General features: G+C 40.7%; 19 protein-coding genes. 11 read left to right on the top strand and 8 right to left on the bottom strand.

Annotation, left to right across the window (positions count from 1 at the left end):
- Nucleotides 1-648 precede the first annotated feature (648 nt).
- The 9 genes from hpsA to RMZ95_RS19420 all read left to right on the top strand — a co-directional run bounded on the left by hpsA (nucleotide 649) and on the right by RMZ95_RS19420 (nucleotide 12,794).
- A complete protein-coding gene (gene hpsA / locus RMZ95_RS19460; protein ID WP_322682229.1) occupies nucleotides 649-5,589 on the top strand; it encodes a hormogonium polysaccharide biosynthesis protein HpsA in 4,941 nt (1,646 codons plus the stop codon).
- A 204-nt stretch (nucleotides 5,590-5,793) separates the two neighbouring features.
- Complete coding sequence (gene hpsB / locus RMZ95_RS19455) at nucleotides 5,794-6,453, top strand: hormogonium polysaccharide secretion pseudopilin HpsB (RefSeq protein ID WP_322682230.1); 660 nt, start codon at nucleotides 5,794-5,796, stop codon at nucleotides 6,451-6,453.
- A gap of 65 nt (nucleotides 6,454-6,518) precedes the next feature.
- On the top strand, nucleotides 6,519-7,538 hold the full coding sequence (hpsC, locus tag RMZ95_RS19450; protein ID WP_322682231.1) for a hormogonium polysaccharide secretion pseudopilin HpsC: 1,020 nt from the start codon (nucleotides 6,519-6,521) through the stop codon (nucleotides 7,536-7,538).
- A 38-nt stretch (nucleotides 7,539-7,576) separates the two neighbouring features.
- Nucleotides 7,577-8,281 (top strand): prepilin-type N-terminal cleavage/methylation domain-containing protein, encoded by a 705-nt coding sequence (locus RMZ95_RS19445; protein WP_322682232.1) that lies wholly within the window; start codon nucleotides 7,577-7,579, stop codon nucleotides 8,279-8,281.
- 184 nt (nucleotides 8,282-8,465) lie between these two features.
- Nucleotides 8,466-9,425 (top strand): hormogonium polysaccharide biosynthesis glycosyltransferase HpsE, encoded by a 960-nt coding sequence (gene hpsE / locus RMZ95_RS19440; RefSeq protein WP_322682233.1) that lies wholly within the window; start codon nucleotides 8,466-8,468, stop codon nucleotides 9,423-9,425.
- Nucleotides 9,426-9,446: 21 nt separating this feature from the next.
- Nucleotides 9,447-10,448, top strand: coding sequence for a hormogonium polysaccharide biosynthesis glycosyltransferase HpsE (gene hpsE, locus RMZ95_RS19435; protein ID WP_322682234.1), 1,002 nt, complete (start codon nucleotides 9,447-9,449; stop codon nucleotides 10,446-10,448).
- Nucleotides 10,441-11,406 (top strand): glycosyltransferase, encoded by a 966-nt coding sequence (locus RMZ95_RS19430; protein WP_322682235.1) that lies wholly within the window; start codon nucleotides 10,441-10,443, stop codon nucleotides 11,404-11,406. Before hpsE (RMZ95_RS19435) ends, RMZ95_RS19430 begins: the two co-directional genes overlap by 8 nt.
- 53 nt (nucleotides 11,407-11,459) lie before the next feature.
- A complete protein-coding gene (locus RMZ95_RS19425) occupies nucleotides 11,460-12,110 on the top strand; it encodes a type II secretion system protein (protein WP_322682236.1) in 651 nt (216 codons plus the stop codon).
- A 30-nt stretch (nucleotides 12,111-12,140) separates the two neighbouring features.
- A complete protein-coding gene (locus tag RMZ95_RS19420; RefSeq protein ID WP_322682237.1) occupies nucleotides 12,141-12,794 on the top strand; it encodes a TIGR04282 family arsenosugar biosynthesis glycosyltransferase in 654 nt (217 codons plus the stop codon).
- Between the two features lie 132 nt (nucleotides 12,795-12,926).
- On the opposite strand, the gene RMZ95_RS19415 is transcribed toward RMZ95_RS19420, so the two are convergent.
- Entirely contained in the window at nucleotides 12,927-13,583 is a 657-nt protein-coding gene (locus RMZ95_RS19415) for an NAD(P)H-binding protein (RefSeq protein ID WP_322669829.1), read from the bottom strand.
- Between the two features lie 178 nt (nucleotides 13,584-13,761).
- Here RMZ95_RS19415 and RMZ95_RS19410 point away from each other — a divergent pair, with 178 nt between their 5' ends.
- Nucleotides 13,762-14,433 carry a DUF1997 domain-containing protein gene (locus RMZ95_RS19410; RefSeq protein ID WP_322682238.1) on the top strand — a complete coding sequence of 224 codons (672 nt, stop codon included), beginning with the start codon at nucleotides 13,762-13,764 and terminating at the stop codon, nucleotides 14,431-14,433.
- 64 nt (nucleotides 14,434-14,497) lie between these two features.
- Here RMZ95_RS19410 and RMZ95_RS19405 read toward each other — a convergent pair whose 3' ends face one another.
- Nucleotides 14,498-14,968, bottom strand: a complete 471-nt coding sequence (locus RMZ95_RS19405; RefSeq protein ID WP_322682239.1) for a DUF4079 domain-containing protein — start codon at nucleotides 14,966-14,968, stop codon at nucleotides 14,498-14,500.
- Nucleotides 14,969-15,167: 199 nt separating this feature from the next.
- On the opposite strand from RMZ95_RS19405, the gene RMZ95_RS19400 reads away from it, so the two are divergent.
- Nucleotides 15,168-16,451 (top strand): ankyrin repeat domain-containing protein, encoded by a 1,284-nt coding sequence (locus RMZ95_RS19400; protein WP_322682240.1) that lies wholly within the window; start codon nucleotides 15,168-15,170, stop codon nucleotides 16,449-16,451.
- A gap of 573 nt (nucleotides 16,452-17,024) precedes the next feature.
- Here RMZ95_RS19400 and RMZ95_RS19395 read toward each other — a convergent pair.
- The 6 genes from RMZ95_RS19395 to RMZ95_RS19370 form a co-directional block, all read right to left on the bottom strand.
- Nucleotides 17,025-18,416 (bottom strand): PP2C family protein-serine/threonine phosphatase, encoded by a 1,392-nt coding sequence (locus RMZ95_RS19395; RefSeq protein WP_322682241.1) that lies wholly within the window; start codon nucleotides 18,414-18,416, stop codon nucleotides 17,025-17,027.
- Nucleotides 18,417-19,445: 1,029 nt separating this feature from the next.
- A complete protein-coding gene (gene ftsY / locus RMZ95_RS19390; protein ID WP_322682242.1) occupies nucleotides 19,446-21,119 on the bottom strand; it encodes a signal recognition particle-docking protein FtsY in 1,674 nt (557 codons plus the stop codon).
- Between the two features lie 253 nt (nucleotides 21,120-21,372).
- Nucleotides 21,373-22,014 carry a transcription antitermination factor NusB gene (nusB, locus tag RMZ95_RS19385; RefSeq protein WP_292787087.1) on the bottom strand — a complete coding sequence of 214 codons (642 nt, stop codon included), beginning with the start codon at nucleotides 22,012-22,014 and terminating at the stop codon, nucleotides 21,373-21,375.
- A gap of 122 nt (nucleotides 22,015-22,136) precedes the next feature.
- Nucleotides 22,137-22,901, bottom strand: coding sequence for a DUF502 domain-containing protein (locus RMZ95_RS19380; RefSeq protein WP_322682243.1), 765 nt, complete (start codon nucleotides 22,899-22,901; stop codon nucleotides 22,137-22,139).
- A gap of 708 nt (nucleotides 22,902-23,609) precedes the next feature.
- A complete protein-coding gene (locus RMZ95_RS19375; protein ID WP_322682244.1) occupies nucleotides 23,610-24,518 on the bottom strand; it encodes a glycosyltransferase family 2 protein in 909 nt (302 codons plus the stop codon).
- 126 nt (nucleotides 24,519-24,644) lie between these two features.
- A complete protein-coding gene (locus tag RMZ95_RS19370) occupies nucleotides 24,645-25,487 on the bottom strand; it encodes an HpsJ family protein (RefSeq protein WP_322682245.1) in 843 nt (280 codons plus the stop codon).
- Nucleotides 25,488-25,911 lie beyond the last annotated feature (424 nt).

The following is a 25,911-nucleotide window of genomic DNA, read 5'->3' as shown; positions in this document are numbered from 1 at the left end:
AGTAAACCTCGTATAGTTGCGGTTTCTAACCATCCTTTTAACATTAATGTAACTGCGTGTTGCATCTATGATGCCTAGTAGCTTCTGCCACAGGGTACTAATTTTGCGTACCTTGTGGCAGAAGCTTGCTTGTCTTTAAAGGTGGTAGTGGGATTTATGCCAAGGTGTACTAATGAGTAATTAGTAATTAATCAAAGGAATGCGAACAACAAGATTCCCGACTTTTTAATTAAAGAAGTCGGGAATATAAGCCGCACATCTGATTATTTTGCACCTAACTGATATCTTTCCTTTAACAGATGGGTATTATAAGCCTACTCTGCTGACAACATCTTCATAAATTTGTCTTCAAATAAAACACATTTACGCAAATATACTGTGAACTAATGCTCTTATTATTTATCAGACTTGAACTAAATAATTCTGAAAAAATCAGTGTTTACCGGATCAAATGAAAACTTCATAAATGATATAACTTTAATAAATTATCTTTTTCATAGCTACTTTAGTTTGGAAGTTAGTAAAGCAAAATCTAGTCGTTAGATAAATATCGTCTCATGTAATGCCTGTAAAAATACTTGATAGGCATGAGTTAAAACTTTGAAAAAATAGAAAATTCGTTATAATCCACTTGACCAGGAAGCAGATATGTCTAGAAAACGTCAGCTATTCAAGGTAATTCAAAAAACCTTCATAAAAATTAGCAAGCAGCTTTTATCTGCAATTAATAAGCAACTTATTTGGCTTTTGCGAACTATCTTTGGTACTCAAAGAAGACGCGGGTCAGTCAATTCTGGCTTTGTATTGCCAACAGTGGCGATGGTAGTTTTGGTAGTCGTACTGTTAACAACTGCAATTTTATTTCGGTCTTTTGAGCGTTCTAAAAATGCTAGTAATGTCCGCGTAAATGAAGCGACAATGCAAGCCGCTACCCCTGCTTTAGACAGGGCGAAAGCCAAAATAAGTGCACTGTTTGCTGACCCGACTCTACCACGCTCTGTCCCATCAAATCTAACCCTATACAATACCTTAGTTAATAAACTTTCTATCTATACATTTGGTGATGAAACTCCTATAACCCTGGCTTATAACCTTAATAAAAGTACTTCAAATCCGATGATTGAAGCAGCTAGTAGTATGGCTTTAGAAAATCAAGAGAAAATACAAACAGCCTGGAAATTTCCTGCCGATACAGATAATAACGGTAAATTTGATAGCTTTATTCTCTATGGTATCTACTTCCGTACTCCCCCTCAAACTGGTACACTCCGAAATAGAAGCCCACTAGATGCTAGAACCCCTCCGATGCTACCAGCTAAGGCAGGTGGAGCTTGTGACGTAGCTGGTGATACTAGTGCCAGCTTAGTAGGTAGTTCGGGTTGGTATAAGCTACCAACTGGCGAATTGAAAAAAAGCTTTTTCGTATATGCAGTAACAGTTCCCATTAGTGATATTGCTCAAGCTACTTCTCTTGATACAACCAAATATGAGAAGTATCGAGGTAATAAGGGCTTCTCGGCATTAGAAATGCAACAAGATCGTAGTCAAGTTTCTATTACTAATAATGCCGTTGTTTATGAGGATGACTTAGATATTACACCAGGACCGAGATTCCGTCTCAATGGACGCATCTTTACTAACAGTAACTTATTTACTGCTGTAACCAGTCAAAATATAACCCTATTTCAGGTCAGTAGTAGGTATTCATGTTACTACGAACGAGAAAATAGCAAGATAGTTGTTGGCGGTAATGTTGCAACTGGTAGTCCAATCAGTACAAGTGATACAGGTGGAACAAACGTAGATTTATTTGTAGAAAATGGTGCGCCTACTACAAATAAAACTTTAGTATCTACTAATAAAACCACTTCAAATAACTCGAATGACATTGCGTATAACACTCAGGCTTATGCTCAACGCATAGACTTATTAGTGAAGGCACAACTTAACAATGCTACGACTACTGATCCTCAAGAAATCAGAACTAATATAACTAACCGGACTCTAAACGATCCAAGCTTAGATGCGACTAAAGTACGTAAGGAAGAATTAGAAAACTGGTTTCGTAAGCGTACTAGGCGTATACCATTTAGAGAAGTTCCTTATGGTACTTCTGCTATTATAAAAACTGGCACTACTGAGTACGACTCTATAACAGATGCAACAACCTTTATGCAAGGTTCTGTTAATACGCTACGTCCAATGGATGCCTGGATTTATCCAACAGATACTAATACAACACTAACACTAAATACAGCGCAACTACCTACTAGAGATCCAGACGTTGTAGATAATACTCCTGTAATAGAAACAGAGTTAGGCGATCGCATCGTACTAGGCAACAATCTGCCTGAACTTATCTGGGACAGCACAAAAGGAGACTTTGTAGGAGACAACGATCCTCAACCCATCACTCCTGCTGTGAGGTGGACAAGTAGCACTACCAAAGATCGAACACGTACCACTCGCGTCAGACAGTTATCAGATTTAGGGGTAACAGGACGTGATGGTTTTTGGGAAATTTCAGCCGCTTCACCGCGATCTAATCCCCTTGATGTGGTCGGTGGACTGAGGGTGATTACAGGCGCAGGAGTATATACACCTACAGGTTCTGGACTAAGAACACTCGTCCAACCTACTCTTCCAACACGAGGAGGAAAGCCCGATTTGGTTGACGACCCAAGCACGTCGGGAGTCAACGAAAGTTATGGCACTGTAGTCTGGCCAGATACTATGCCTATGGTTGTATCCGATCCGACCGATCCTCTGAATGCAAGTAAACAAAAACGTGGTGATTTAGTAATGCGTGCCACGGTGGTGTATCACTACAATTTTAATTCTTATAGTCCTCAGGCGAGTACACCAGACGATTATCAAACACCCATGGCCTGTGTAAGTAGCTACTACAACCCTACCAATCAGACAACAGCAACTACAAACACCTATAATCCCCTTAATTCGACAACAGCAGCAGCATCTAACAATGGGATTGTTTATGCTGCTCCCGCTACTGCATCTGATGGTATAACTAGAGGACAAGCGGTAGATGCCTATGGTTTTTTAACACCTGGGGCTAATGCTGATGATGTTACTAACACTGGTGTAGCTTTGCTAGATCGCTTGAAATATCAAGCTAACTTGGTATTTCCCAATGGCCGCCTTGTGAATCCTCTACTACGGCAAGCACTGGCCAAAGCAACTACCAGTAAACTCACTCTCTCTGAACAATCAGCAATTGACTCTACTATCTGTGCAATACAGATTGCTGATGGCACTCTGTCTCGGAGTACTACCTACATTCCTGATGGCGCAATCAAAGAAACTGCATTTCTTGATGCCCGACAAATTAAGGCTATAGATAAAGGTGGTACATTAACTGGAAACTACAATTTAGAAGTTGAACAGCGTCAGCCTCTAGAAATTCGTGCTACTAGTATAAATTTAGGTCAGCTTCGCACACAAGCAATCGGCGCTGCATCGGATAACGAATATCTATTACCCAATAGCGGCATTATCTATGCCTCTCGTGATGATGCTCAAAAAGATCGCAGTAACCCAACTAGTGAAAATATCAGCGCTAGTGACTACAATCTCGATCCAGAACGGCGACCTAACGCCATTATGTTGATTAATGGCACTAACTTGAGTCGCCAGACTAATTACAGAGCAGAAGAAAAAGGCTTAATTTTAGCAACTGAGCTACCAGTGTATGTTAAAGGCGATTTTAATCTGCACACTAAACAAGAATTCAAAACCCCGGATCTTTTACCTGCTCCCAGCGCTGCTACCTACGATACTAAATTTTACACTCGTGCTGCGGCAAATCGCGATCCTGACTTTGCTTGTCGGCCTAGTGACCCTAGACTACCAAATTGCACAACAGGCGAAACTTGGCGACCAGCATCAGTAATTGCCGATGCTGTTACCTTGCTCTCTGGTAACTTCCGTGAAGGTTTCCGCAATGAAGGTGATTACGACTTGCGAAATAACCAAGGGAACGATCCTAACGTTGTACTCAGTCGGCTGAAGGTAGGTTTCTGGAATAACAACTTTGTCACTTCATCTAATTTCTTGACTAACTCTGGTGGTGATACTTACTATACAGGTACTCCTACTTCTACCGACTCAGTAAACAATAACAGTTCTTACGTGAACAACTTTGTCACGCCCATTCAGCGTCGAGGAAGTTTCCCTGAGTATGTAATGGAGATGTGCTTCAAAATACCAGTTTCAGAGTGTCAACCGGGTGACTGGTATGTGGGTTTAGATAGTGATACTGATACAGGTAATGCTTTAGACCTAAACACAGAAATCCTAAAAAGGTCTAGTGATGTAGTAGGTGTAACCGATCTTACCAGACTCTTAGCTGGTACAACTGCGCGATCGCCAAGAACTGGTTTTGAAGGATTTGCTCGTAGGGTTGCGTTCAAACGGAAATATAATGTAGCAACGACTAATGCTGATTTTGCGAAGCTTGTTGATATTAGTAATAATGCAATAAATTATACTAGTGCTACTCCCATTCCACTAGGTATTAAATTAAGTGTAGTAAGAGAATTGCCGCTAATTATCATAGGTGGTTTGATAGACGCGCTTAGTATACCTGACATAGCAACTAATGCTCTATGGTTTGCAACCACAACAAGTACTTCTACTAGCCCACCACCATCAACTATAAGCGAGATCAAATACAACAATACTAATCGTGTATTCTACAGATACCCCAAACTACCGGCTTCTGGTTCGCTTAGGGATTTTCCTGGAGCCACAGACGCGTCACTATTCAGCGCTACACCCAGCAGAGATGCGTCATACCAGCCGCTATTTGAACCTGTATTGCAATTACAACTAACAACCGCAACACCATCTACTCTAAATTACGCTGCTTTAGCAGGATCATCTAGTGTAGTTAAAAACACTAGATGGTTGTCTCAGGCAAGTCAAACAAATTTTAATCTAGTAGTTGCTGCTGGTGATACTCCGGCTCGTGTGGGTGCAAGTACCTACGAAATCAATGGGGGTTTGCATAACTTTGTGCGCTTCTTAGAAAACTGGGATGCGATTGATGCCAATATCAACGGTTCATTTATCCAATTTAAACGCAGTATCTATGCTACTGCACCATTCCAAGTTCTTGTCAGACCAGGGCCAACAATTCCTCCTGCAACCACTTCTGACCCTAATGATACTAGCGCTGCTAACCTTTTGAATAATAACAGTATCTTTTACAGACTTCTGAATTCTGCAAGACCTGGTTACACATCAGATAGTACTTACATCACTAATCCTAGTGGTGAAGCGCCTTATTATATGCCTCCTAACCGTAACTGGGGTTTTGATGTGGCGTTATTGGCGCAAAACCCCGACTTGTTTGCCCAGCGCTTTGTAACTCCAGCAGCAGATCCTCCGAATGAATACTTCAGAGAAGTAGGCCGCGATGACCTTTGGGTGAAAACTCTGTTGTGTGGTGTACAAACTCAAACATCAGATGGATTTGAGACTGCGGACACTACTTACTTTGGCAGTGGTTTCAAATTTGCACTACCAGCAACTGAACGTCCTACTAGCTGCCAACTCCAACCATCCTAAAGTGTTTGAATGAGAGTTTTTACATCACTTTTCGGGTGAATAGACCACGTTAACAGACCTAACCCCCTAGCCCCCTTTCCTAATAGGGAAGGGAGAAAATTCAAAGCCTCTCCCCTTGTAGAGGAGAGGTTTGGAGAGAGGTTACAAATATATTACACCCGATCGCAAATTACTTTAAAACATAGCCTTATTAAGAAATCGAGTATGAACCCACGCCAACTACAAGAATTATCTGCTCAGTCTAACGATTCTGGTTTTACGATCATTGAGTCGCTTGTGGCAATCCTCGTAGTTGCCATTTTGCTAGTAGCGATCGCACCTGTCTTAGTAATGTCAACAGCAACTCGTGTACAAGCTAAACGGGTGGAATTGGCAACAGGAGCGGCTAAAGCCTTCGTTGATGCTATAAAGTCTAAAACAATCTCAGATCCGACAATCACCGTTACACTAACTGCTAGCACAACTAGAAATGTATCCAGTTCAAGCAGTGACTATTTATTGAGTAGTACGTTAGCTCCTACTGCTAGCACTGGTTTGTATTGCTTTAACAAAAATGGCAGCCTTGCTAATCCCGACTGTACTAGCGATCTGTTTTACATTCAAGCTATTCGCGTTGCTGTTACAGATAGTGATGCTGATAAAGGTCAAGGCTATCGTTTGGGAGTTCGGGTATATCGTTCAGATGCCTTCATCGGTACTGGTAGCTTGAAAAAAGGTAGTGATAGCAATGGAAAAACAGCAGCAACATTCACTGGGGGATTAGGCGATCGCAAAGCACCACTAGTAGAAATGACAACTGAAATCGTCAGGGGTCAAAGCTCCTATAGCGCTTTGTGCGATCGCCTTGGTGGTTGTCAACCATAATTAACCCGTTAAACATAAATAATTTCATAACTCAGTATCGGTCATAAAGGAGAACCTGTAGCAAAATGAATATATTGAGGTGGCTGTTAAGTACTCAGCTAAAACCCTCTCACAAGCGAAATAAAAATAGTGGGTTTACCCTGATTGAATTATTGGTGGCTATGCTCATTGCATTTTTAGTAATTACGCCGTTACTAAGTTTTATGATCAGTATTTTAAACACTGATGGTCAGGAACAAGCCAAAGCGAACTCTGAGCAAGAAATTAAAGCTGCACTAGATTATATTACTCGCGATCTCCAACAAGCAATATATATTTATGATGCTACTGGAATTGCTTGTCTAAGCGGTACTGTTGATACTAGTACCGCTAATACTTGCCCAAATGCAAGTACAACTGGGAATCAACTACCTAACGGAACAGATAAAGTTCCTGTGCTTGTTTTTTGGAAACGAGCATTAATTAATCAAGCAATCACAATTACAGGCACTCAAAAAGATGATACTTTTGTTTACTCATTAGTTGCCTACTATTTAATTAAAGACACTAATACTACTTGGTCTAACGCTGCACGCATCGCTAGATGGGAAATTAAAGATGGCGTTCCAAATACTGCTGCTATAGTAGGTGCTTGCGGCGATGGATTTACCACCGAAAAATATCTCCCATGTCCAAATAAAGGTTTTAAACCATTTGACTTGTCACAAAAAGGCATAACGTTACAAGCAAAAATGAATAGTTGGGCAGGAGGGGGGAGTTACGATCAAGTTCCTGTGGTGTTGGTTGATTTTATAGATCAAACAACAACAGCACAGGAAACCCCAACAGCTACAGCAACAGTGACTTGTTCTACTGACTTTAGTCAAGTTCCAGCAGTCGCAAACCTTGCTAGAAGAGGCTTTTATGCTTGTGTAGATTCAGTTAGCGCAGATAATAGAAGTGCTGCGGAAGTTTATTTAAGGGGTAATGCACAAGCTCGTTTAATACAAGATGAAACTAAAGCACGTTACGCGCAGAGTAAATCTAGTTATTTTCCGAGTGCAAACATTAAGGTTCAAGGAAGTAGCTTTATCTTTACCAAATAGCTTCTATCTTTGACAAATATTACTAAAAGCAGGATAGTATGGCGAATATTCTTAGTTTAAGACTATTAAATTATTTCCAGTTGCACAGCCGAAAAACAAAGCTAAAGCAGCAATATTTAGCAAATAGACCCTCTACTAATGGCTACAAGCAACAAGATGCTGGATTTAGTCTTATAGAGTTAATAGTAGTACTGCTGCTAGTAGGAATTTTAGCAGCGATCGCAGCTCCTGGTTGGGCTGCCTTTGTAAATCGGCAACGGATCAATAAGTTTAACGACGCCGTTTTCGCAGCACTGCAAGAAGCACAGCGCGAAGCTAAAAACAAAAAACTTAGCTACAGTGTCAGTTTTCGGAAAAATAGCACAACTCAAGAGGTTGCTATTTTTCCTACCAAAAAGAGTGATGGTAGCAATTTGCCTTTAGCTGAAATCAGCACGTGGAAACCTTTAGGAACGGATGTAGGCGTTAGCTCTGATAAATTTTTGCTAGGTACAAATCTAAATAGCACTACTGAAAACACTGCCGATTCTACTGTATCCTATTCTTTAAATGCATCAGCAAAAATTACTTTTGACTATATGGGAACTTTACCCAATGCAAGCCTTGGAACATCTGGGTTACAAATAGTGGTAGCTGTACCAAGCTCTGCAAATCCTACATTGGCTAGTAGCGTAAAGCGATGTGTTATTGTGAAAACTATCTTAGGCTCAATAGTGACAGCAAAAGATAATAATTGCAGTTAAGTAATTTAAATACCAAGATTTGTTAAAAAATACGTAAGATTGCTGAACATAAAACTGCACGTTGATAGCAAAATTGAAACATCATGTGCAGTTTTAATATTTGATAGATTCATTTAAGAGCCATTGATAAATTAGCCATTGCCTGAACATAATAATAAGCGTCATCAAAATTACTTTTCGGAAAATGACTGAGAACCTTGACTTTACTGTAGCTATCCCAACTTATAACGGTGAAAATCGTTTGCCTGAACTACTAGAACGACTACAAAACCAAGTTCACACCGAAAATCTATCTTGGGAAATTATAGTTGTAGACAATAACAGCAATGATAATACAGCTAAAGTTGTTCAAACCTATCAAAAAGATTGGCGATGTCCTTACCCTTTAAAGTATTGCTTTGAAGCAAAACAAGGCGCAGCTTATGCTCGAAAAAAGGCAGTTTTAGAAGCTAAAGGTAAATTCATAGGTTTTCTAGATGATGACAACTACCCAGTATCAAATTGGGTAGTCGCAGCTTATGCTTTTGGTGAAAAATATCCTAAAGCTGGAGCTTATGGCAGCCAAATTCACCCAGACTGGGAAGTAGAACCACCGGAAAACTTTAAGCGAATTGCTCCATTCTTAGCAATTACAGAGCGGGGTAATCTACCGCTATTATATGAAGCATCTAAAAAATTACTACCCCCTTCAGCCGGACTTGTTGTCCGTAAACAAGCATGGTTAGAAAGTGTACCTGATAAGTCGATTTTAACTGGCAGAGTTAAAGGCAATATGCTTACCAGTGAAGATTTAGAGATGTTGTCTTACATCCAAAAATCAGGATGGCAAATCTGGTATAACCCAGAAATGGAAATATCACACAAAATACCCAAATTGCGTTTGCAGAAAGATTATTTGATTCCATTTTTCCGAGGGATTGGACTTAGCCGTTGTGTAACTAGAATGGTAAATATTAAACAAATATATAGACCATTTGCTCTTTTATCTTATATGATAAATGACTTACGTAAAATCACGTTACACTTACTCAAATATCGAACTAATCTAAAAGATGATTTGGTAGCAGCTTGTGAAATGGAACTTTTTTTAAGTAGTTTCATTAGTCCTTTTTATCTTTGGAAAAATGGATATTTTAAAAAATAAATTACTAAAACCTTAGGCATTATGACTGAATTAACAGCTGAAAATTTAGATATTAGCGTCGCCATTCCTGCATACAATGGAGCAACCCGTTTACCTAAAATTTTGGATAAGCTATTAACACAGACAGGAGTAGAACAACTTAACTGGGAAATTATTATTGTGGATAATAATAGTTCTGATAATACCTTTGAAATTATCCAGAATTACCAAAAAATATATAATGGAAACTGTCATTTAAGATATGTTTTAGAAACCGAACAGGGAGCAGCTTTTGCGAGATTGCGAGCAGTACGTGAAGCCAAAGGGCAGCTAATCGCATTTTTAGATGATGATAATTTACCTGCACCTGATTGGTTATCAGAAGCATATACCTTTGGATTAGAGCATCCTCAAGCAGGTGCTTGGAGTGGACAGATTCATGGTGATTTTGAAGTAAACCCACCAGAAAATTTTGAAAGAATTCAAGCTTTTTTAGCTATCAGAGAACATGGTTCAAATCCATATTTATTTGACGCAGATAATTTAAGACTTCCTCCTGGTGCGGCGCTTGTTGTTCGGAAACAGGTATGGCGTGAAAATGTACCACAGCGGCCTAATTTAAGTGGGAAGTTGCCTGGTATTTTCGTACAGGGTGATGACTATGAACCATTGCTTTACATACATTATGCAGGCTGGCAGATTTGGTATAATCCTACCATGCACACTTATCATCAAATACCACGCTGGCGACTTGAGAGAGATTATCTCTTAACTCTGGCACGCGGTTGTGGCTTGTGTATTTTCCAGTTAAGCTTGATAAATACTAAAAATTGGCAAAAACCAATACTGTTTATAAAAACTATTTTGGGGAATTTACGCCGAGTATTAAAGCACCGTATTCACTATAGAGGGGAATTGAAAAGTAATTTAATTGCACTTTTTGAAATGGAATTTTACTTGGCTAGTATGATGAGTCCTTTTTACTACTTAAAATCTAATTTGCGCAAAGGATTAAAAAATAAATTAGCCTTATCAAATGATTAACTATAGTCAAGATTTGCCGAAAACTTCTGTAATTATACCCGCTTATAATAGTGAAAATACTATTTATCATACAATTCAATCTGTTCTAAATCAAACTTTGAGCGATCTAGAATTAATTGTAATTAATGATGGTTCAGAAGACTCAACTTTAGATGTTGTTACACAAATTAAAGATCCTCGAATAAAAATATTTTCTTATACCAATGCTGGTGGAAACGTTAGTCGTAACCGAGGTCTACAGCTTGCAGTTGGAGAATTTGTTAGTTTCTTAGATGCGGACGATCTTTGGACACCTGATAAGCTTCAGTCTCAGTTAAAGGCTCTGCAAGAAAATGCTACTGCGACAGTTGCTTACAGTTGGACTGATTATATCGATGAAAATGGTGAAATAGTACTCTCTGGTACACACGTTACAGCCAATGGAGACGTTTATGAAAAGTTATTGTTGACAAACTTTTTAGAGAATGGCTCCAATCCTTTAATTCGTAGAGAAGCTTTAATCAAATTAGGTGGATTTGATGAATCTCTAAATGCTGCTCAAGATTGGGATATGTGGTTGCGATTAGCTTGTCAGTTTGATTTTGTATGCGTACCATTTGTACAAATATTGTACAGAATAAGTGCTAATTCCGTTTCTTCTAATCTTATAAGACAAGAAAAAGCTTGCTTGCAAGTGCTTGATAGAGCATATAAGGAAAGACCTTTAGCACTTAAAAGTACTTGGAATCTCAGTCTGGCAAATTTATATAAATACCTGACATGCAAAGCTCTACAAAAGCCGTTTAATCGACAGAAAGCTTTAACTGCGGCTAAATTCTTATGGAATTATATTCTGAATAATTCTTCAAGATTTCAGCGAATAAACTTTACTTTAAAATTATTATTAAAAATTTTTATAATTATTTTAATGCCTACGTTGCTCGAAAATATTACTAACCAGCGCGAAGTAAAAAGCTAAACAAACTGAAAATTGTTTAACAGCTAGGTAGCTGAAAAACTCTCAGAATAAAAATGAATAGCCTGGTGCATCTACCGTCTTTAGTTTCTGCAAAAAATCTCTTGAAGAATAATCATTCCAACAGTGGTTTTACCTTACCAGAGATTTTAGTAGTTATTGTATTAATTGGTATATTAGCTACGCTCGGAATATCTAATTGGCTGGCTTTTGTGGAGACTCGTCGTCTCAACACTAGTCAAAATGAGGTTTATTATGCTATGCGCCAAGCACAAAGCCAAGCCACTAAAGATAAATTAACTAGGCAAACCAGTTTTCGTATACAAAATGGTGTCGTGCAATGGGCAGTTCATCAAGCAGAGGCAGGACAATTCATTCCTGATGCTGTTAAAAACAATGGCAACTTATGGCATAGTCTTGAGCCGAACATTCGCATTGATGAAGAGGAAAACAATAAAGGAAAAAAGGAGACAACTTTACTAAAACACCCTTCACAGCAAATGTGGCGAGTTTTATTTAACTATCACGGTTGTCCGATCTCTGAAGTTGGAAATCAATGTACTGTAGGCGGATTAGGACAGATAACCTTCTACAGCTTGAATGGTGGTAAAGTTAGACGTTGTGTCTATGTTTCTACCATTTTGGGGGCTATGCGGACGGGAAAAGATCATTCTAGAGCCAACGAAAACGACAAGTATTGCTATTAAGATATTTTTAGTTGTTAAACAAGGTATTGTGTGCTGAACTTACCAGCAAGCCCAAAACAGCACCTGATTATTTTCACCCGTTATCCAGAACCAGGTAGGACAAAAACCCGATTGATACCTGCTTTGGGAAATGTTGGTGCTGCCAATCTTCAACGGGAAATGACTGAGCATACAATATTTCAGGTTCAAGAATTGCAAAAAGCCATTGACATATCTGTGGAAGTGCGGTTTGCAGGCGGCGATTCGCAACTTATGCAAGACTGGCTGGGGTTGGATTTGCTTTACCAGTCTCAAGGTGAAGGGGATCTAGGTTTGCGGATGGCGCGATCGCTTTTTAATGCTTTTCAATCTGGTGCAGAAAAAGTAATTATCATTGGTACAGATTGTCCTGGAGTGAATGCCCAGATTTTAGCAACAGCCTTTGAGAAGTTACACGCCTTTGACCTCGTACTTGGGCCTGCGATCGATGGTGGATATTACTTAATTGGTTTGCGCCAACCCATCCCGGAGTTATTCGTTAACATCGAGTGGGGAACTGCTCAAGTATTCCAGAAAACCGTGGATATTGCCCAGAAACTTAATTTATCATACGCGGACTTGTTGCCCTTAGCTGATGTCGATCGACCGGAGGATCTGCCAATTTGGGAACAAGCCCTTGCAGGGGAGATGGAGCGATCGCTTTAAGGAGCATAATCAAGGGGCGAATTGAAAAAGTGCGTAGGCAGAGCCATAAAAATCACTTTTCCCTAAAGATGTGAGCCGATTATCTTGGGGATGAGAATTAAGTAGACAGAAGCAATAAAATCATGTGAAATATCAGCACTGCTGAAATAGCTCCTTAAAGCTTTTTGAAGCTGCTTCAGGTTTGGCAACAATTTCGACAATTTTATTGCGTGCATCTGCTTCAAACAGCGCTTCAACAGCAACTTGTGCAACTTTCTGCCTGGGAATACTACCATCAAACAGCGTATCTGCACTCTGCATCACGATGCGGTCGGAGTTATCTTCATTCTTCAACCCACCAGGTCGGACAATCGTATAAGTAAGACCACTTTTTTGAATATACTCTTCAGCTTGTTTTTTCCACAACAAAATTAGCCAAAACAAATTCAGCGGATGGAAAAGCCGAGAAGTACACAAAGAAGAAACTAAGATAAAATGCTCAATTCCCTTTGCTTTAGCAGCATCTACTAAATTTTTAGTCCCTTCAAAATCCACTTTATAGGGGCCAGTGGGGTCAAAGCTAGGTTTTGCCCCAGTCGCAACCAATAGAACTGTGCTATCTCCCAAGGCAGCACTTAAACTTTCTGGTTGTAACACATCGCCTAACACTAATTCGGTTTCAGGAGACAGAATACCCCTAGCTTTCTCTATATCCCGCACCAAGGCTCGGACGGGAATATTCCGCGCGATTAATTCTTGCACAATCCGGCGACCTGTTTCACCTGTTGCCCCTGCTACAAATGCTTTCATGATAAATGCTATCCTGGGAAACTATTGTGTGCTTGTTCAGTTCTTTATTTTAGTAATTCTATGGAGTTACTCGCAGATTCATGAGGTTTCGGTCAAAATAGGATCTGAATGCGAAATGACCCAGGTGTGTGGGGAATCATTAATATAGACTAACGCCAAAATATACAGTAATGCATTTATGCTTTCAAGAAAAGGCGAATATAAATCCTGGGAAATAACAGAAGCAGTTTTACCTGTAGCGTCCAGCCAAGAAGCCGAGGACACATTAACAGAACCAAATGTAGCGACGTTGACAAAATTTTACGGTCGTTATCAAGATTGTATGGAAATGGCTGCCCCAGTAGAGAAGGTTGCTGAGTATCTCAATTCTCACGCCTCATGGTTTGCGCGCTGCGCTGAACCCATGAAGGTGCAATCACTTGGGGAAAATGGCTATGCTTTAACAATTGGTCGTTTTGGTTCTTTCGGTTATGAAGTAGAACCGAAAATAGGTTTGGAATTGTTGCCCCCAGAGGAGGGTATTTACCGCATCCGTACAATCCCCATTCCTGACTACCAACCGCCTGGTTATGACGTAGACTATCGTGCATCTCTAGAGTTAAAAGAAACCGATGTTTCCACTAGCATTGGTAAGGTTACAAGAGTTGAATGGGAATTGGATTTGATAGTTTATCTTCACTTTCCCCGGTTTATTCAGCGATTACCCAAATCTATAATTCAATCTACAGGCGATCGCTTACTTAACCAAATTGTCCGCCAAGTCTCCCGCCGCTTAACTCGCAAAGTTCAGGAAGATTTTCATAAATCTTTAGAAATACCATTTCCTGGGAATTCTAAACAAAAGCGCTGAGTCAACAATCCTTTGTCATTTATCATCTACTAATGACAAATGACAAAGGACAAATGGCAAAGGACTATGCTTTAGTGAGAATTCTTTGGACAATTTGCACCCCAGTAACAGCCTGCCAAGCAAAAAGTCCCAAAAGAGTGAAATTTATTAAAATGTGAGTTGCACGCGCCCAATTTGCCCCTTTCTGCATATAAGGGGACAAAGCAGCAGAAAATGCAATTAGACTTGTCATACCAAGTCCTGCCAGCAGGTGAGGCCCGACAAACAACTTACCATTATTGATGTAAGTGACAGCCATCCCTCCGATCGCACCTGCTACCATCAAAGCTAGGAGTATAGAACCGATTTGGTAGTGTCTGACGTTATATCTACCTTTAATCAGTTCTTTCTTTTCTTCCCCTTGAGCATTTCTGGTACGCTGTAATTGCAGTCCCAAATAGGCAGCATAAATTGAGAGTACTAATAGCGCCCACATGAGCACCGGGTGGAAGAAGTTCAGCCAATATTTCACCGACGTAGAAAGTTCCAGACTCATCGTGTTCTCGCCTAATTAATTATTAAATATTTATAAAAATTAGCATAACTCTATTTTCTGTGCTTAATGTTGCACAAATTAAAAGAGACTTCCGCACGTCCCCGACTATTTTCCTTCACCCTCTTGCCAAAGTGGATAAACAATCTCAGACTAAATTTTGAGGGTAGACGAACAAAACCCCTTGTGTGGGATCTCATCCATGACTGAAAACAACGATACTTTGCTGCTCAAAGCTGCTAAAAGTGGTGATATTAAGGGGCTGTGTGCGCTACTGGCTGCTGGTGCAAGGGTGGACGCGTGCGATCGCCAAGGTACCACGGCGTTAATGTTTGCTGCCAATTTAGGCTACACCGAAATTGTGCGATCGCTGCTCGATGCTGGGGCAAATATCAACTTGCCCAGAAAACTCTATGGTTTAACAGCTTTGATGTTGGCGGCTAGTGCCAAACAGCTTGACATTTTGCAACTTTTACTATCTAAAGGTGCAGATGTCAATGCCACTAATGAAGATGGCAGTACAGCATTAATGGCAGCAGTCCTCAAAGGTTATATCGATGTAGTGCAAGTTTTATTGGCTGCTGGTGCCGAAGTTAATATTGTTGATAAAGATAATGATACGGCGTTGAAACTTGCCGTTAAGCAGGGAAAAATAGAAGTTTTACAAGCAATTCTCCAAACTGGTATCGATGTAAATATCCCAGATGAGGAGGGTGAGACACTTTTAATGCTAGCGGCAGACTTAGGACATCTAAAGATTGTGGAAGCACTGCTAGCAGCAGGGGCTGATGTGAATGTGAAAAACGCTGATGGTGGAACAGCCCTATCGGCAGCAGCAGCGGCTGGACACAGTGCGATCGCAGCAGCTTTACTAGATGGAGGTGCCCAGATTAATCTTCAAGATCGAGATGGTGAAACTGCCTTACACCTTGCCGTTGTGGAAGGCTACATTGATGTTGTGCAAATATTACTTAACAGAGGTGCAGATGTCCAAATTAGCAACCACCTGGGCGATACACCACTGCTTGTAGCAGCATTGCAAGGACATAGCCAAATTGTCGAGGCACTGCTACGTTCTGGCGGAGATATAAATGGGAAAAATCTTGGTGAAGTACCTTTGACGTTGGCTGCATCACAAGGACATACCCAAGCGGTGCAAGTGTTGTTAGACTATGGTGCTGATGTCAACATTCCAGGGGATGATGGCAAAACTGCTTTGATCAAGGCAACCGAACGCCAACACAAAGAGATCGTACATTTGCTGCTGGCAAAGAGGGCAGATGTGAATTTTCAAGACTCAGCGAGGGCCACATCATTGATGTGGGCGGCTTCAGGAGGTTATGGCGAAATTGTGCAGTTATTACTCCAAGCTGGGGCAGATGTGAATTTGAAAAACCGTGGCGGTTATACTGCTTTGATGATTGCAGAATTTAATGGTTATAAAAATGTGGTGCGGAGTCTGCAAAAAGCTGGGGCGCAAGAATAGCAATCTAAATTCTTCATCGAAAATATTTTCTAGAAATATCTTGACAAATTATTAAATGAAGCTTATTCGCTGAAATAGCAAGGAAGTTTAAAAAACCAAATTTAGGACGAAGAAACAAAGAAAGCAAAACTCCGTCGTAGCTGTTGTGAACTTGCTACGGCGGAGAAAGAAAAATTAAAACGCCAAAAGGGAGCAGACCAAATGCTTGCGTCACAAGGATAGAAAGAAAGCAAAAATGAAGAAGTAAATTTACCTTTTACTTTTTACCTTGTACATTTTACCTTTTACCTGCTCTCCCCCTTGGCGTTTCCTACTGTGCTAGATGTGCAAAATATATAGTTTTTAATTGAACAGAAAAGTATTCTAACGATCATTTTTTATGTATTATCCTAAAGGCTAAATACAAACAAGTTCCCAAAAAAGGTTGATGTGCAACCATTTGGGCGATCGCTACGAAAATTCAAAGAAAAATAAATAAAAAATTAAATTTAGTGTAATCACTGTGGTGAATCCTCTGTCACCATAAACTCAAGCATTGACTAATGGACTCGATCGAGTATAAATAGCCAATGATTATAAGATTTGCAGAACAACTAGTGTCATATCATCAGTGTTTTGTTTATCAGCACCGATGAATTGCTGAACTTGGTCAAATAGGTAATCTACAATCTCCTCTGGCCCATTGCAGTATTTACAAGCAGTATTGAAGCCAGTAACAAAATTGTCTTCATCGAAGCGATCGCCACCAGCAGCAGCGGCATCAGTTAAGCCATCTGTATAGTAAATAATTGTATCTCCAGGCTCTAGCTGTGCCTGGGCATCTTCATATTGGCTGTTAGCATCCAAACCGATTAACATTCCCAAAGTATCTAAACGGGTGACAGTTTTTGTAGCTGCGTGCCACCATAAAGGAGGATTGTGTGCCGCATTGCTATAAGACAGAATTCGGCTGTAGGGGTTATATTCTGAGTAAAATAGTGTTACAAAGCGGTGGGAATTTTCCAAATCCGCATACATAACTCTATTTAAGTTTTGTAGAATTCCGGCTGGGGAATTACCATGTAACACTTCTCCCCGTAGCATTCCCCGCATCATCGTCATAATCAGCCCAGCAGGGACACCTTTGCCCATGACATCTCCAATAACTAAACCCCAGCGGCTAGTTTCGCTGCCACCTTTGATCTTGGGCTGAATCTTATTATGATTGGTAGCAATAAAGTCGTAATAGTCTCCGCCGACGCGATTGGCAGGTTTACAGCGTGCAGCTAGGACTGCACCAGGAATTGTAGGGCATTGACGTGGTAGAAGTCGCCGTTGAATTTCTGCGCCAATTTCTAATTCTTGGTCTAAGCGTTCTTTTTTTCTTAGTTCTACAGCTAGTTCATCGTTTTCGATCGCTACTGCTGTTTGGTCTGCCACTAACCTAACTAACTTTTGCCTGGTTTCTGTCCAACTATATTCTGGATCGCGGCTCAAGACATAGAGCCATCCCCGTTCTGTATGCTTTACCAGAATCGCCGTACCAAAGATTTGCACATCTGGCCCCAAATAGCGATGCATCTGGTCATCCAAAATCCCCGTGGCATTCGCTAGAGGTGCAGTATTGGGTAAAAGCGTGATTTGACTACTGGCTATTTCTAGCGCTTTGCGGATATTCTTGCGCTGGCCACTATCTTGCCAATGTAACTGTTCTAACCTGACTTGACCATTAGGTTTGTAGAGAAACAGGGCGCTACCGTCTGCATCTGTCACTCTTGTTGCCATCAGCGGAATCAGTTCTAAAAACTGATTCAAATTATTGAAACTTCTCAGGGCAAATCCTAAAGAACTTAGCAAATCTTGAATTTTGTTCTGTTCCCGGTGCAACCTTGCCACGAGTTCTTTGAGTGCCACGACTGGTGTGACATCCGTCGCGGCACTACTACTATTATCAGTGGGTTGAGAGGGCAGTTGAGACACAGGCACGGGTATTATTGCACTTTATATTGGCAGATTTTAGATGATTTATAAATCTTTTGGCTTTGGCATTGCTAAACCATATTTAGACAAGACTTGCCATTTTAGCAAGAGTATAAAGACGTAACAGGCAAATTTTATAAGTATTTTATTTGCTTATTGTATTTTTGATGGAATATTAGTTATTTCAAATCATGTATTTTTAGTCCAAATTTTACCCGTAAAAATTACTAGTTTCGCTGATATATCAGAAAATTTTTCATTTTTCCATAACTTAATTACCAAAGCATATCTCTAAAGTCATAAAAATACTTTATTCAAAGAATAATTTATAACGCTCTCAGAGGGACTTTTTGGGCAGAAGCAACTAGCTAGAAGACTAGAAGTCTTTTGAGTAAAAACCTCTATAAGCGCTCAAATCGAGCTTGATTTGCTCAAAAACAGAACTACACTCGTTCCCAAACCTGAGTATATGTTAATAAGTTTTCAAATACTTAATTTGTACACCATAAATGCTCGGATAATCGCCAAGATTGAGCTTTTCCATTTTTAATTTCTCGTTTTGTAAATTTTGAGTTGCTGAATACGCAAAATTTAAATCCATCAAAACTGGATAAAAGTGAAGTAACTCTATCTTCTTAGTCAAAGGTAACAGAGTTAAACCATTAGCCTGTAATTTATTCTAGGGGTGAGTCATTTGGTAAGTGTAAGATATGAATAGAAGAGATGACACTAAAAATAGAAGAAATATCTTCTAAGAACTTTAAGTCAAAAGTCAGAAAGAGTCTTTTCATTTAACCATCATAATTCCAACCCCTCGATAGACGTTGCACGAGTAAGTCGCCATAGCCAACACCAGTCATCCCTAAATTTATCAGTTTTAAGACTTACGCAAAAATAGCTAAAAAGCTTAATTGATCGAACCTCCTTCTCTGTCAGAGGCTGACGCCAACGCGCAGTGTCTCCCAGAGAAGAATAATACAATATTGCGTAAGTCCTAAGTTTGGTAAGAAAAATTTTTAACTCGAAATTTTTCAATTAACCACTCAAAAGAGCTTCGACAAACTCATAGCTCGAAAAGGGGCGTAGGTCTTCAATTCCTTCGCCAGCACCAATAAAGCGAATGGGTAAACCTAGCTGCTGTACAACGGCAAGGGCAACGCCGCCTTTGGCAGTACCATCTAGCTTGGTTAAGACAACACCACTGAGTTGGGCAGCTTGGGAAAAAACTTCAGCTTGCCGTAGTCCATTTTGACCTAAAGTGGCATCTAGAACCAAAAGAGATTCTACTTTGGCATCTGGGGCTTTTTTGTCGATAATTCGCCGGATTTTACCGAGTTCGTCCATTAAATTTTTCTTGTTTTGCAGTCGCCCAGCTGTATCTACCAGAAGTAATTCGGTTTGACGCGCTTGGGCGGCTGCGATCGCATCAAATACAACTGCTGCCGGATCTGTATTTTTTCCCGGATTGGCAATTACATCCACGCCACTTCTACTACCCCAAACCTTTACTTGTTCCACTGCGGCGGCGCGGAAGGTGTCTGCTGCGCCAATCAAGCATTTATAGCCAGATTTTTGTCCCAAGTGGGCAATTTTACCGATGGTAGTGGTTTTACCGGCACCATTTACCCCAGTGATTAACCAAATATTCAAGGTTTCTTTTTCTGGGGTAAAGGTAGTTTTCTGGGATGTTTTGCTCGGTGCATCCAGCATATCCCGGAGGATTTTTTTTAGGAAAGCGATCGCTTCTTCAGGTGCGGTAACTTCTTCTCGCAGTTTTGTCTGTAAGGCATTGATAATAAAGTCTGTCGCCTCTACACCTACATCAGCTTGCAAAAGCAATGCTTCAATTTCCGTCACAGCAGCAGAGTTTAGCGGCCCTTGACCAACGATCGCCTTCAGTTGATTGAGAATACTACGGCGAGTTTTGTCTAACCCTTGCCGGAGCTTTTTCAGCCAGGTAATTTCTTCAATAGAAACGTCTTCTGCACTCCTACCTTGAGCTGCTAGAACTTTCGCTGACCAGACAAACCCATCATCAAATAGCAGTCCGGGACTTTCCTCTCCTGTTTCTGAGGTTGTAGCTACTGGCTGTACTACCTCCGGTTCTGGAACTTCAATGGCGGTGGCTATTAGTTGTTCTAGCTTGGCTTGCCGTTCTGCCGCCGCCCGTTCTAAAAAGGATAAGTTAGCTGGTGCTGTTGGCTGTGTTGCCTCTGGCGTAGCTAGTGGTTCAGTGGGTGTTAGTTCAACTTCACTTGCCGTGAGTTCTGGGCTGGAAATATCTGGCTGTTCAGCAATTGCTGCTACTGAGGAATCTTCTGTAATTTCTTCCTCACTAGCAGCTTGAATAACTTCTAGCTGTGCTGTTTCTACGGTTGTACTAGCAGGTTCCTCAGTTGCTTCTGGTTCAGTGATTTCCGCAATTACCGTTTCTGCGGTTTCAGGTTGTATTGATGGTGCTAAGGTATCTGCTGGATCGGGTGGGGTTTCTATTACCTCGACTTGCTGTTTTTGCTGAATATTTTTGTAGGCAGCTTTCGCAAATGCCAATAAGTCTGCCGTTGTGTCTGGTGTAGTTTCAACAGTTGGTGTTGAGGTTTCGGCTGGCTCTGGTTGGGGTTCTTTTGCAGGAGGAGTTTCTTCCTGTTTCTTCTCAGAAGGAGTGTTAGAGGAATCGTTATGTTGACGACGGAACCAATTAAAAACCATTGCAGCAGTATTAGTTATATGAGTTATAAGTTATAAGTTATGAGTTTAATTTAACTTTGTACTTTTTCTTGGGGTGAAAACTTCCGGGTTATCCTCACCTTTCAACGCCAGTTTAAAGAAAATCAGTTCGACAAAAGGTTTCCTCTGTTGGCGCAGCATCTCCCTTCGGAAGGGTTCCGCTTGGAGGAAGCCGCAGAAGCGGCTACAGACTTTTCTCCACAGCAGTATAAAAATTATTAATTCCGTAGCAGTACTACGCAGTTTTTTTCTGCTCAGTGACTCGGCGCAAAACACCGTTAATAAAGCGATGGCCATCGTCTCCACTGTAGCGTTTGGCTAGCTCCACAGCTTCGTTGATGGCGATACTGTCTGGAACTCCTAAGAACTTCATTTCTGCCACAGCGATTTGCAAGATATCGCGGTCAATTTGAGCGAGGCGAGTTACTTGCCAATCTACTAAGGCAGCAGAAATGAGTTCATCTATAATGTGTCGATTTTCGTTGACGGTAATCACAAGCTCTTTAGCGTAATTCCGAACTCCCTTGTCCTGATTAGCTAACTGAATCAATACTGGGAAATCAACTGCTGTACCCAACTGATTGATTGCTGTCTGAGTGCAGGCGATCGCTTCTTGAAGCATTGTTCTGGCAGTATTGAGGTCGGAGGCCCGAGTTTGGCTACTTAAGAGGCGATCGTTACTGCGTTGCAGTTCACCTGCGGCATTATCGAGGGTATCTTGTACTTCTGAGGTCAGAGTACGTACTGCTCCTAGCACCAACTTGGATACTAGTTGATCGTCTTCTAATTTATCTAATTTCTTTGGGTTGACTGGCAATTGGCTAAGGCTTAAAAGCGCCAATTCACGAGCAATTTGCTGGGGTTTACGAGGTTGCATAAAACTGAGGGGTGATTGTGCGAGAACTGATTAACTAAGCAAGACAAACTTACAAGCCTATCAATTTTGGCACAGTTAAACAACAACATTACGCATTTGCTTGTGACTATGCCAGATTGATTTTAAGTTTCTTCAATGGGAATAACCTGCTGCTTGATTTCGTCGTGTTTCACTTCCAATGTAGACTCTTTGGAGAAAACCAAAGACGTATTGGGGGCTACAATGCCACCAGATACAACTATTTTAAAGGCGTCTTCAATGGACATGGAGAGGTTCACTACCTCCTCTTCAGGAACAACTGCGTACCATCCGGTAGTTGGATTTGGGGTGGTAGGGATAAAAACACTTAGCACGGGGCGAGACATCTGGGCTTGGATATCACTGCTAATTGCACCAGTCACAAAAGCGATCGCCCAAATTCCTCGGCGGGGATACTCTACCAAAATTACCCGACGAAACTTGCCATTAGAATCTTTTAGTATTGTTTCTAAAAGCTGTTTGAGAGTTTTATATACCTGTCCTGCTAAAGGAATTGCCTGTAATAATCGCTCACCAAAATCTAACAACCATCGCCCAGCTATATTCCGAGCCATCAATCCCATCAACAATATACTTAGTAGAGGTACAGCCAATCCTACTAATAAATTAAGTATATTTACTAAAATTGGGTTTAACCCATCAAAGGGATTCAATTGTTTGGGAATTTGGGTGAGGAAGTTGATTACCCAAGTAGCAATGGTAATTGTCAGCCAGATAGTGGTTGCTAGGGGAATTACTACCAATAAACCAGCAATCAGGTCGTTTTTTAAGTCCTGTTTTAGGCGATCGATTACCAAGCCCCGATTCTCCTGTTTTAAGCTAGAGGAACTTTTGTTATTCGTATCCATACCAGCAGATTCGTCAAATTCCGAAGGCTTTAACTTTGGCAGTTTTTGCCGCAAGCAACTGTCTAAAACGCTAGCAAGTTGCTTGCTGTCGCAAAAACACGTACTTGCTGCTGGAAATTAGCTATTTTCCTATAAGCATACACATAGACATTCACCAATCCGATCGCAACTGTTTATTCTTAGAGGATATTACTTTTCTTTATAAGACTTGTAAATGATTGTTGCAAGTTCTTAGATATTATTAATGTACCGCGCTTAATCAAAAGCTGCTGATGATTGTGCAAGTACTACTGGATAAAATAATTTATTAGTTTATCTGTTCAGTCACTCACTTTTGAACAGGAGCGGCTTTTATTAAAATGTTCTATTAAAAATATTAATTTGTTAAGGATTTCTAAGAAATAAATTATCCATCTTGTGGGGTAAGTATTCTGCTTGCCCTGAATACAGATGAGGACACCCATCCCACTAGAAAATTTGGGATGTTTTTTATTTGGAAGTCCCTTTTATCTCAATACGTTCAGTTAAGGGTAAAACTCTGGTTCCAAAGTCCAACTGAACTGTATTGCCTTTTATCTAGTCTTGATTCATAAAAAACAAGATCCCTGACAACTTTTACGAAGTCAAGGATCTGTGTAGCACATCTGTGCACCATATGATTTTGCGATCGCTGATTTTACTGGAAATCAAAAGGATTTTCAGCCCTGTTCACGCCGCATCAACCTGTGTAGTTTCAGAATCCGCACACTGCACCTGTTGTGTACTCTCTTTTACCAAAATCGCTGTTGTATCTAAATTAGGTTTTGGTAGATATTTCATTTCCCAGACTTTGAGCAAAATCAGGTATTCATAGAATGCCTGCAATGTACACCAAGCGACTCCGGCGCGTCCATCTAAGCATCCGCCTAAGATAAAATACATATATACAAACCGGAGCAACGGTCTAGCAGGCAAACGCAAAGACAAATCTTTCAGGGCACGCCGTCTTTCGACTTCCGATTTACCAAAGAATAAATCTTGCCAGTTAACTTTACCCTGTTCTAGCTGATACAATGTTTCTTGAGCTTCATCCGTAGAATAACGGTTGTGCTTGTCAATCCAGCGGCTCAAACCTTTGCTACAAGTGTAGTGTGGGTATGTTTCTTTTAAAAAGCTAGTTGCACCCTCACAAACTTCTCGCTCAGTATGACCGTAGTCTGTAAACCACACTTTACCGTGGCGGAAGAGTCGCATTTGGTAACGCGGATACTGTGTGCTGTAGCGAATCCAACGATTCATGAACATGACGCGTTCAGCCACATAGTAACCGATGTAGTCTGGATTATGACTTGCCTTTTCACATTCTGCAAACAATTCTGGTGTCATGCGCTCGTCAGCTTCGAGAATGTAAACCCATTGATGCTTCGGGGGGATAGACTCTAACATCCAGGTGCGTTGGCGTCCGTGGCTTTCAAAAGCGTGTTGGACAACGCGGATGGGATAGCGACTGGCGATTTCCACAGTGCGATCGCTACTGCATGAATCCACAACAATGATGTCATCTGATAACATCGCCGATTCGATACAAGCAGCAATATCTAGTTCTTCGTTATATGTCAGTATGTAAATTGAGAACATTACTCAAGTTTTATAGCGATTTTACTCAGCGATCGTTGTCTTTTTATTGTTATTAGCTATTAGGCGCATGGCAGTATCAGCCGTCAATAATTTTTGGATACTCCCTACTGCCATGCCAATAGTGGATTAGCGTGCGGCAGTTCTAGGTTTACCACCTTGTACAGCACCCCTACCTCTTAAGCTTGTCCAGCCGATGATAATGTAACCAATGGACAATAGCAAACTGCTAATACCAATCCTCAGTCCAGATTTCCAAGCAGTATCTTTAGCTTGTTGCAGTGCTTCGTCTCGGCGCTGGCGAACTTGGCTTAGTTGTTGAGTTTGCAGCGTTTGAACATCTGTTTGTTGTTCGATAGCTTTGTCAAGTACTTGGGGATTTGTTTTAGCCTTCTTGAGTAACTCTTTGATATTTGCGGGAATTTGAGGACTTTCAATTGCTTGCTTATATTTTTGGTCATCTTTGAGGATTTCACTAAACTGAGCTTTGGTTTGGTTTCGCAGCTGATCTAGTTGCGCTTTTCCTTGCTCAGTATTCAGTTGTGCTTGCAATTGCGATAAGCGAGTGTTCAGTTGAGTTTCTGCCTGATCTGCTTCCTGGGTGATTCGGTTGAGTGTTTGAGTCTTGGCTTGATTGACGTTATTTAAGTGCAGGGGAAAAATCAGCAAGAACATCAACCCTAAAATACTGGAGATAATCGCGGCGGGAAATCTTAAGTCGATACCCTGGGGGCGATCGCTTGCTGGATCGGCATTCTCAATCCAATAGGCAGCAAACAAAAGCCCCAAACCGACTAGAGGGACAATTCCGCGATCGACAAGCGCTGTTCCCAAATTGATTTGCCATACCCGATCGGTGGGTTGAAAGGGTAACAACAGAATCAAAAAGTCAACGAAAAACGACAAAATGCAGATTATTCCAACTACCTTAAGTGTGAGAGCAGTACTCACGGAAGTAAAACGGTTAACCATAGTTTTTCAAACTGGTGGTGAATATGAGTGATTTTCATATTTCAAGCTACTTGAATATTGTGCCCATGACTATGACTATTGTGTAAAAACACAAAGCAGATTCAATATTGATAAAGGCTAATCTGCCTCTTGGTTTTCAACTAGCCCACAGTAACATTTGTTATCTCCAGTGTCTTCAGGAAATTCTTGGTATCTTAAAATACAAAAATGATGTGGGGCTACAGGAACAGACTCATACCAATTCAAAATTAAGAGCTGATTCGTAAAGAAAATTTTAAGGGTACTCAACTCATTACTAGGTCTGAATTTCAGCGAATAAATCTGGATTGATTTAAATTATTGAAACCCTTATTAGACAAGTACTTTACTTGATTTCACAAATTAGCTCTAAGAAAGCCAGACAGAACAAAGGTATGTCCCTATG

Origin of the sequence: Nostoc sp. DedQUE07 (genome assembly GCF_034530975.2) — a bacterium.
In the GTDB taxonomy this organism is placed as follows: domain Bacteria; phylum Cyanobacteriota; class Cyanobacteriia; order Cyanobacteriales; family Nostocaceae; genus Nostoc.
Note: the sequence above shows the minus strand (reverse complement) of the source record. Positions and strands in the feature narration are given on the sequence as shown.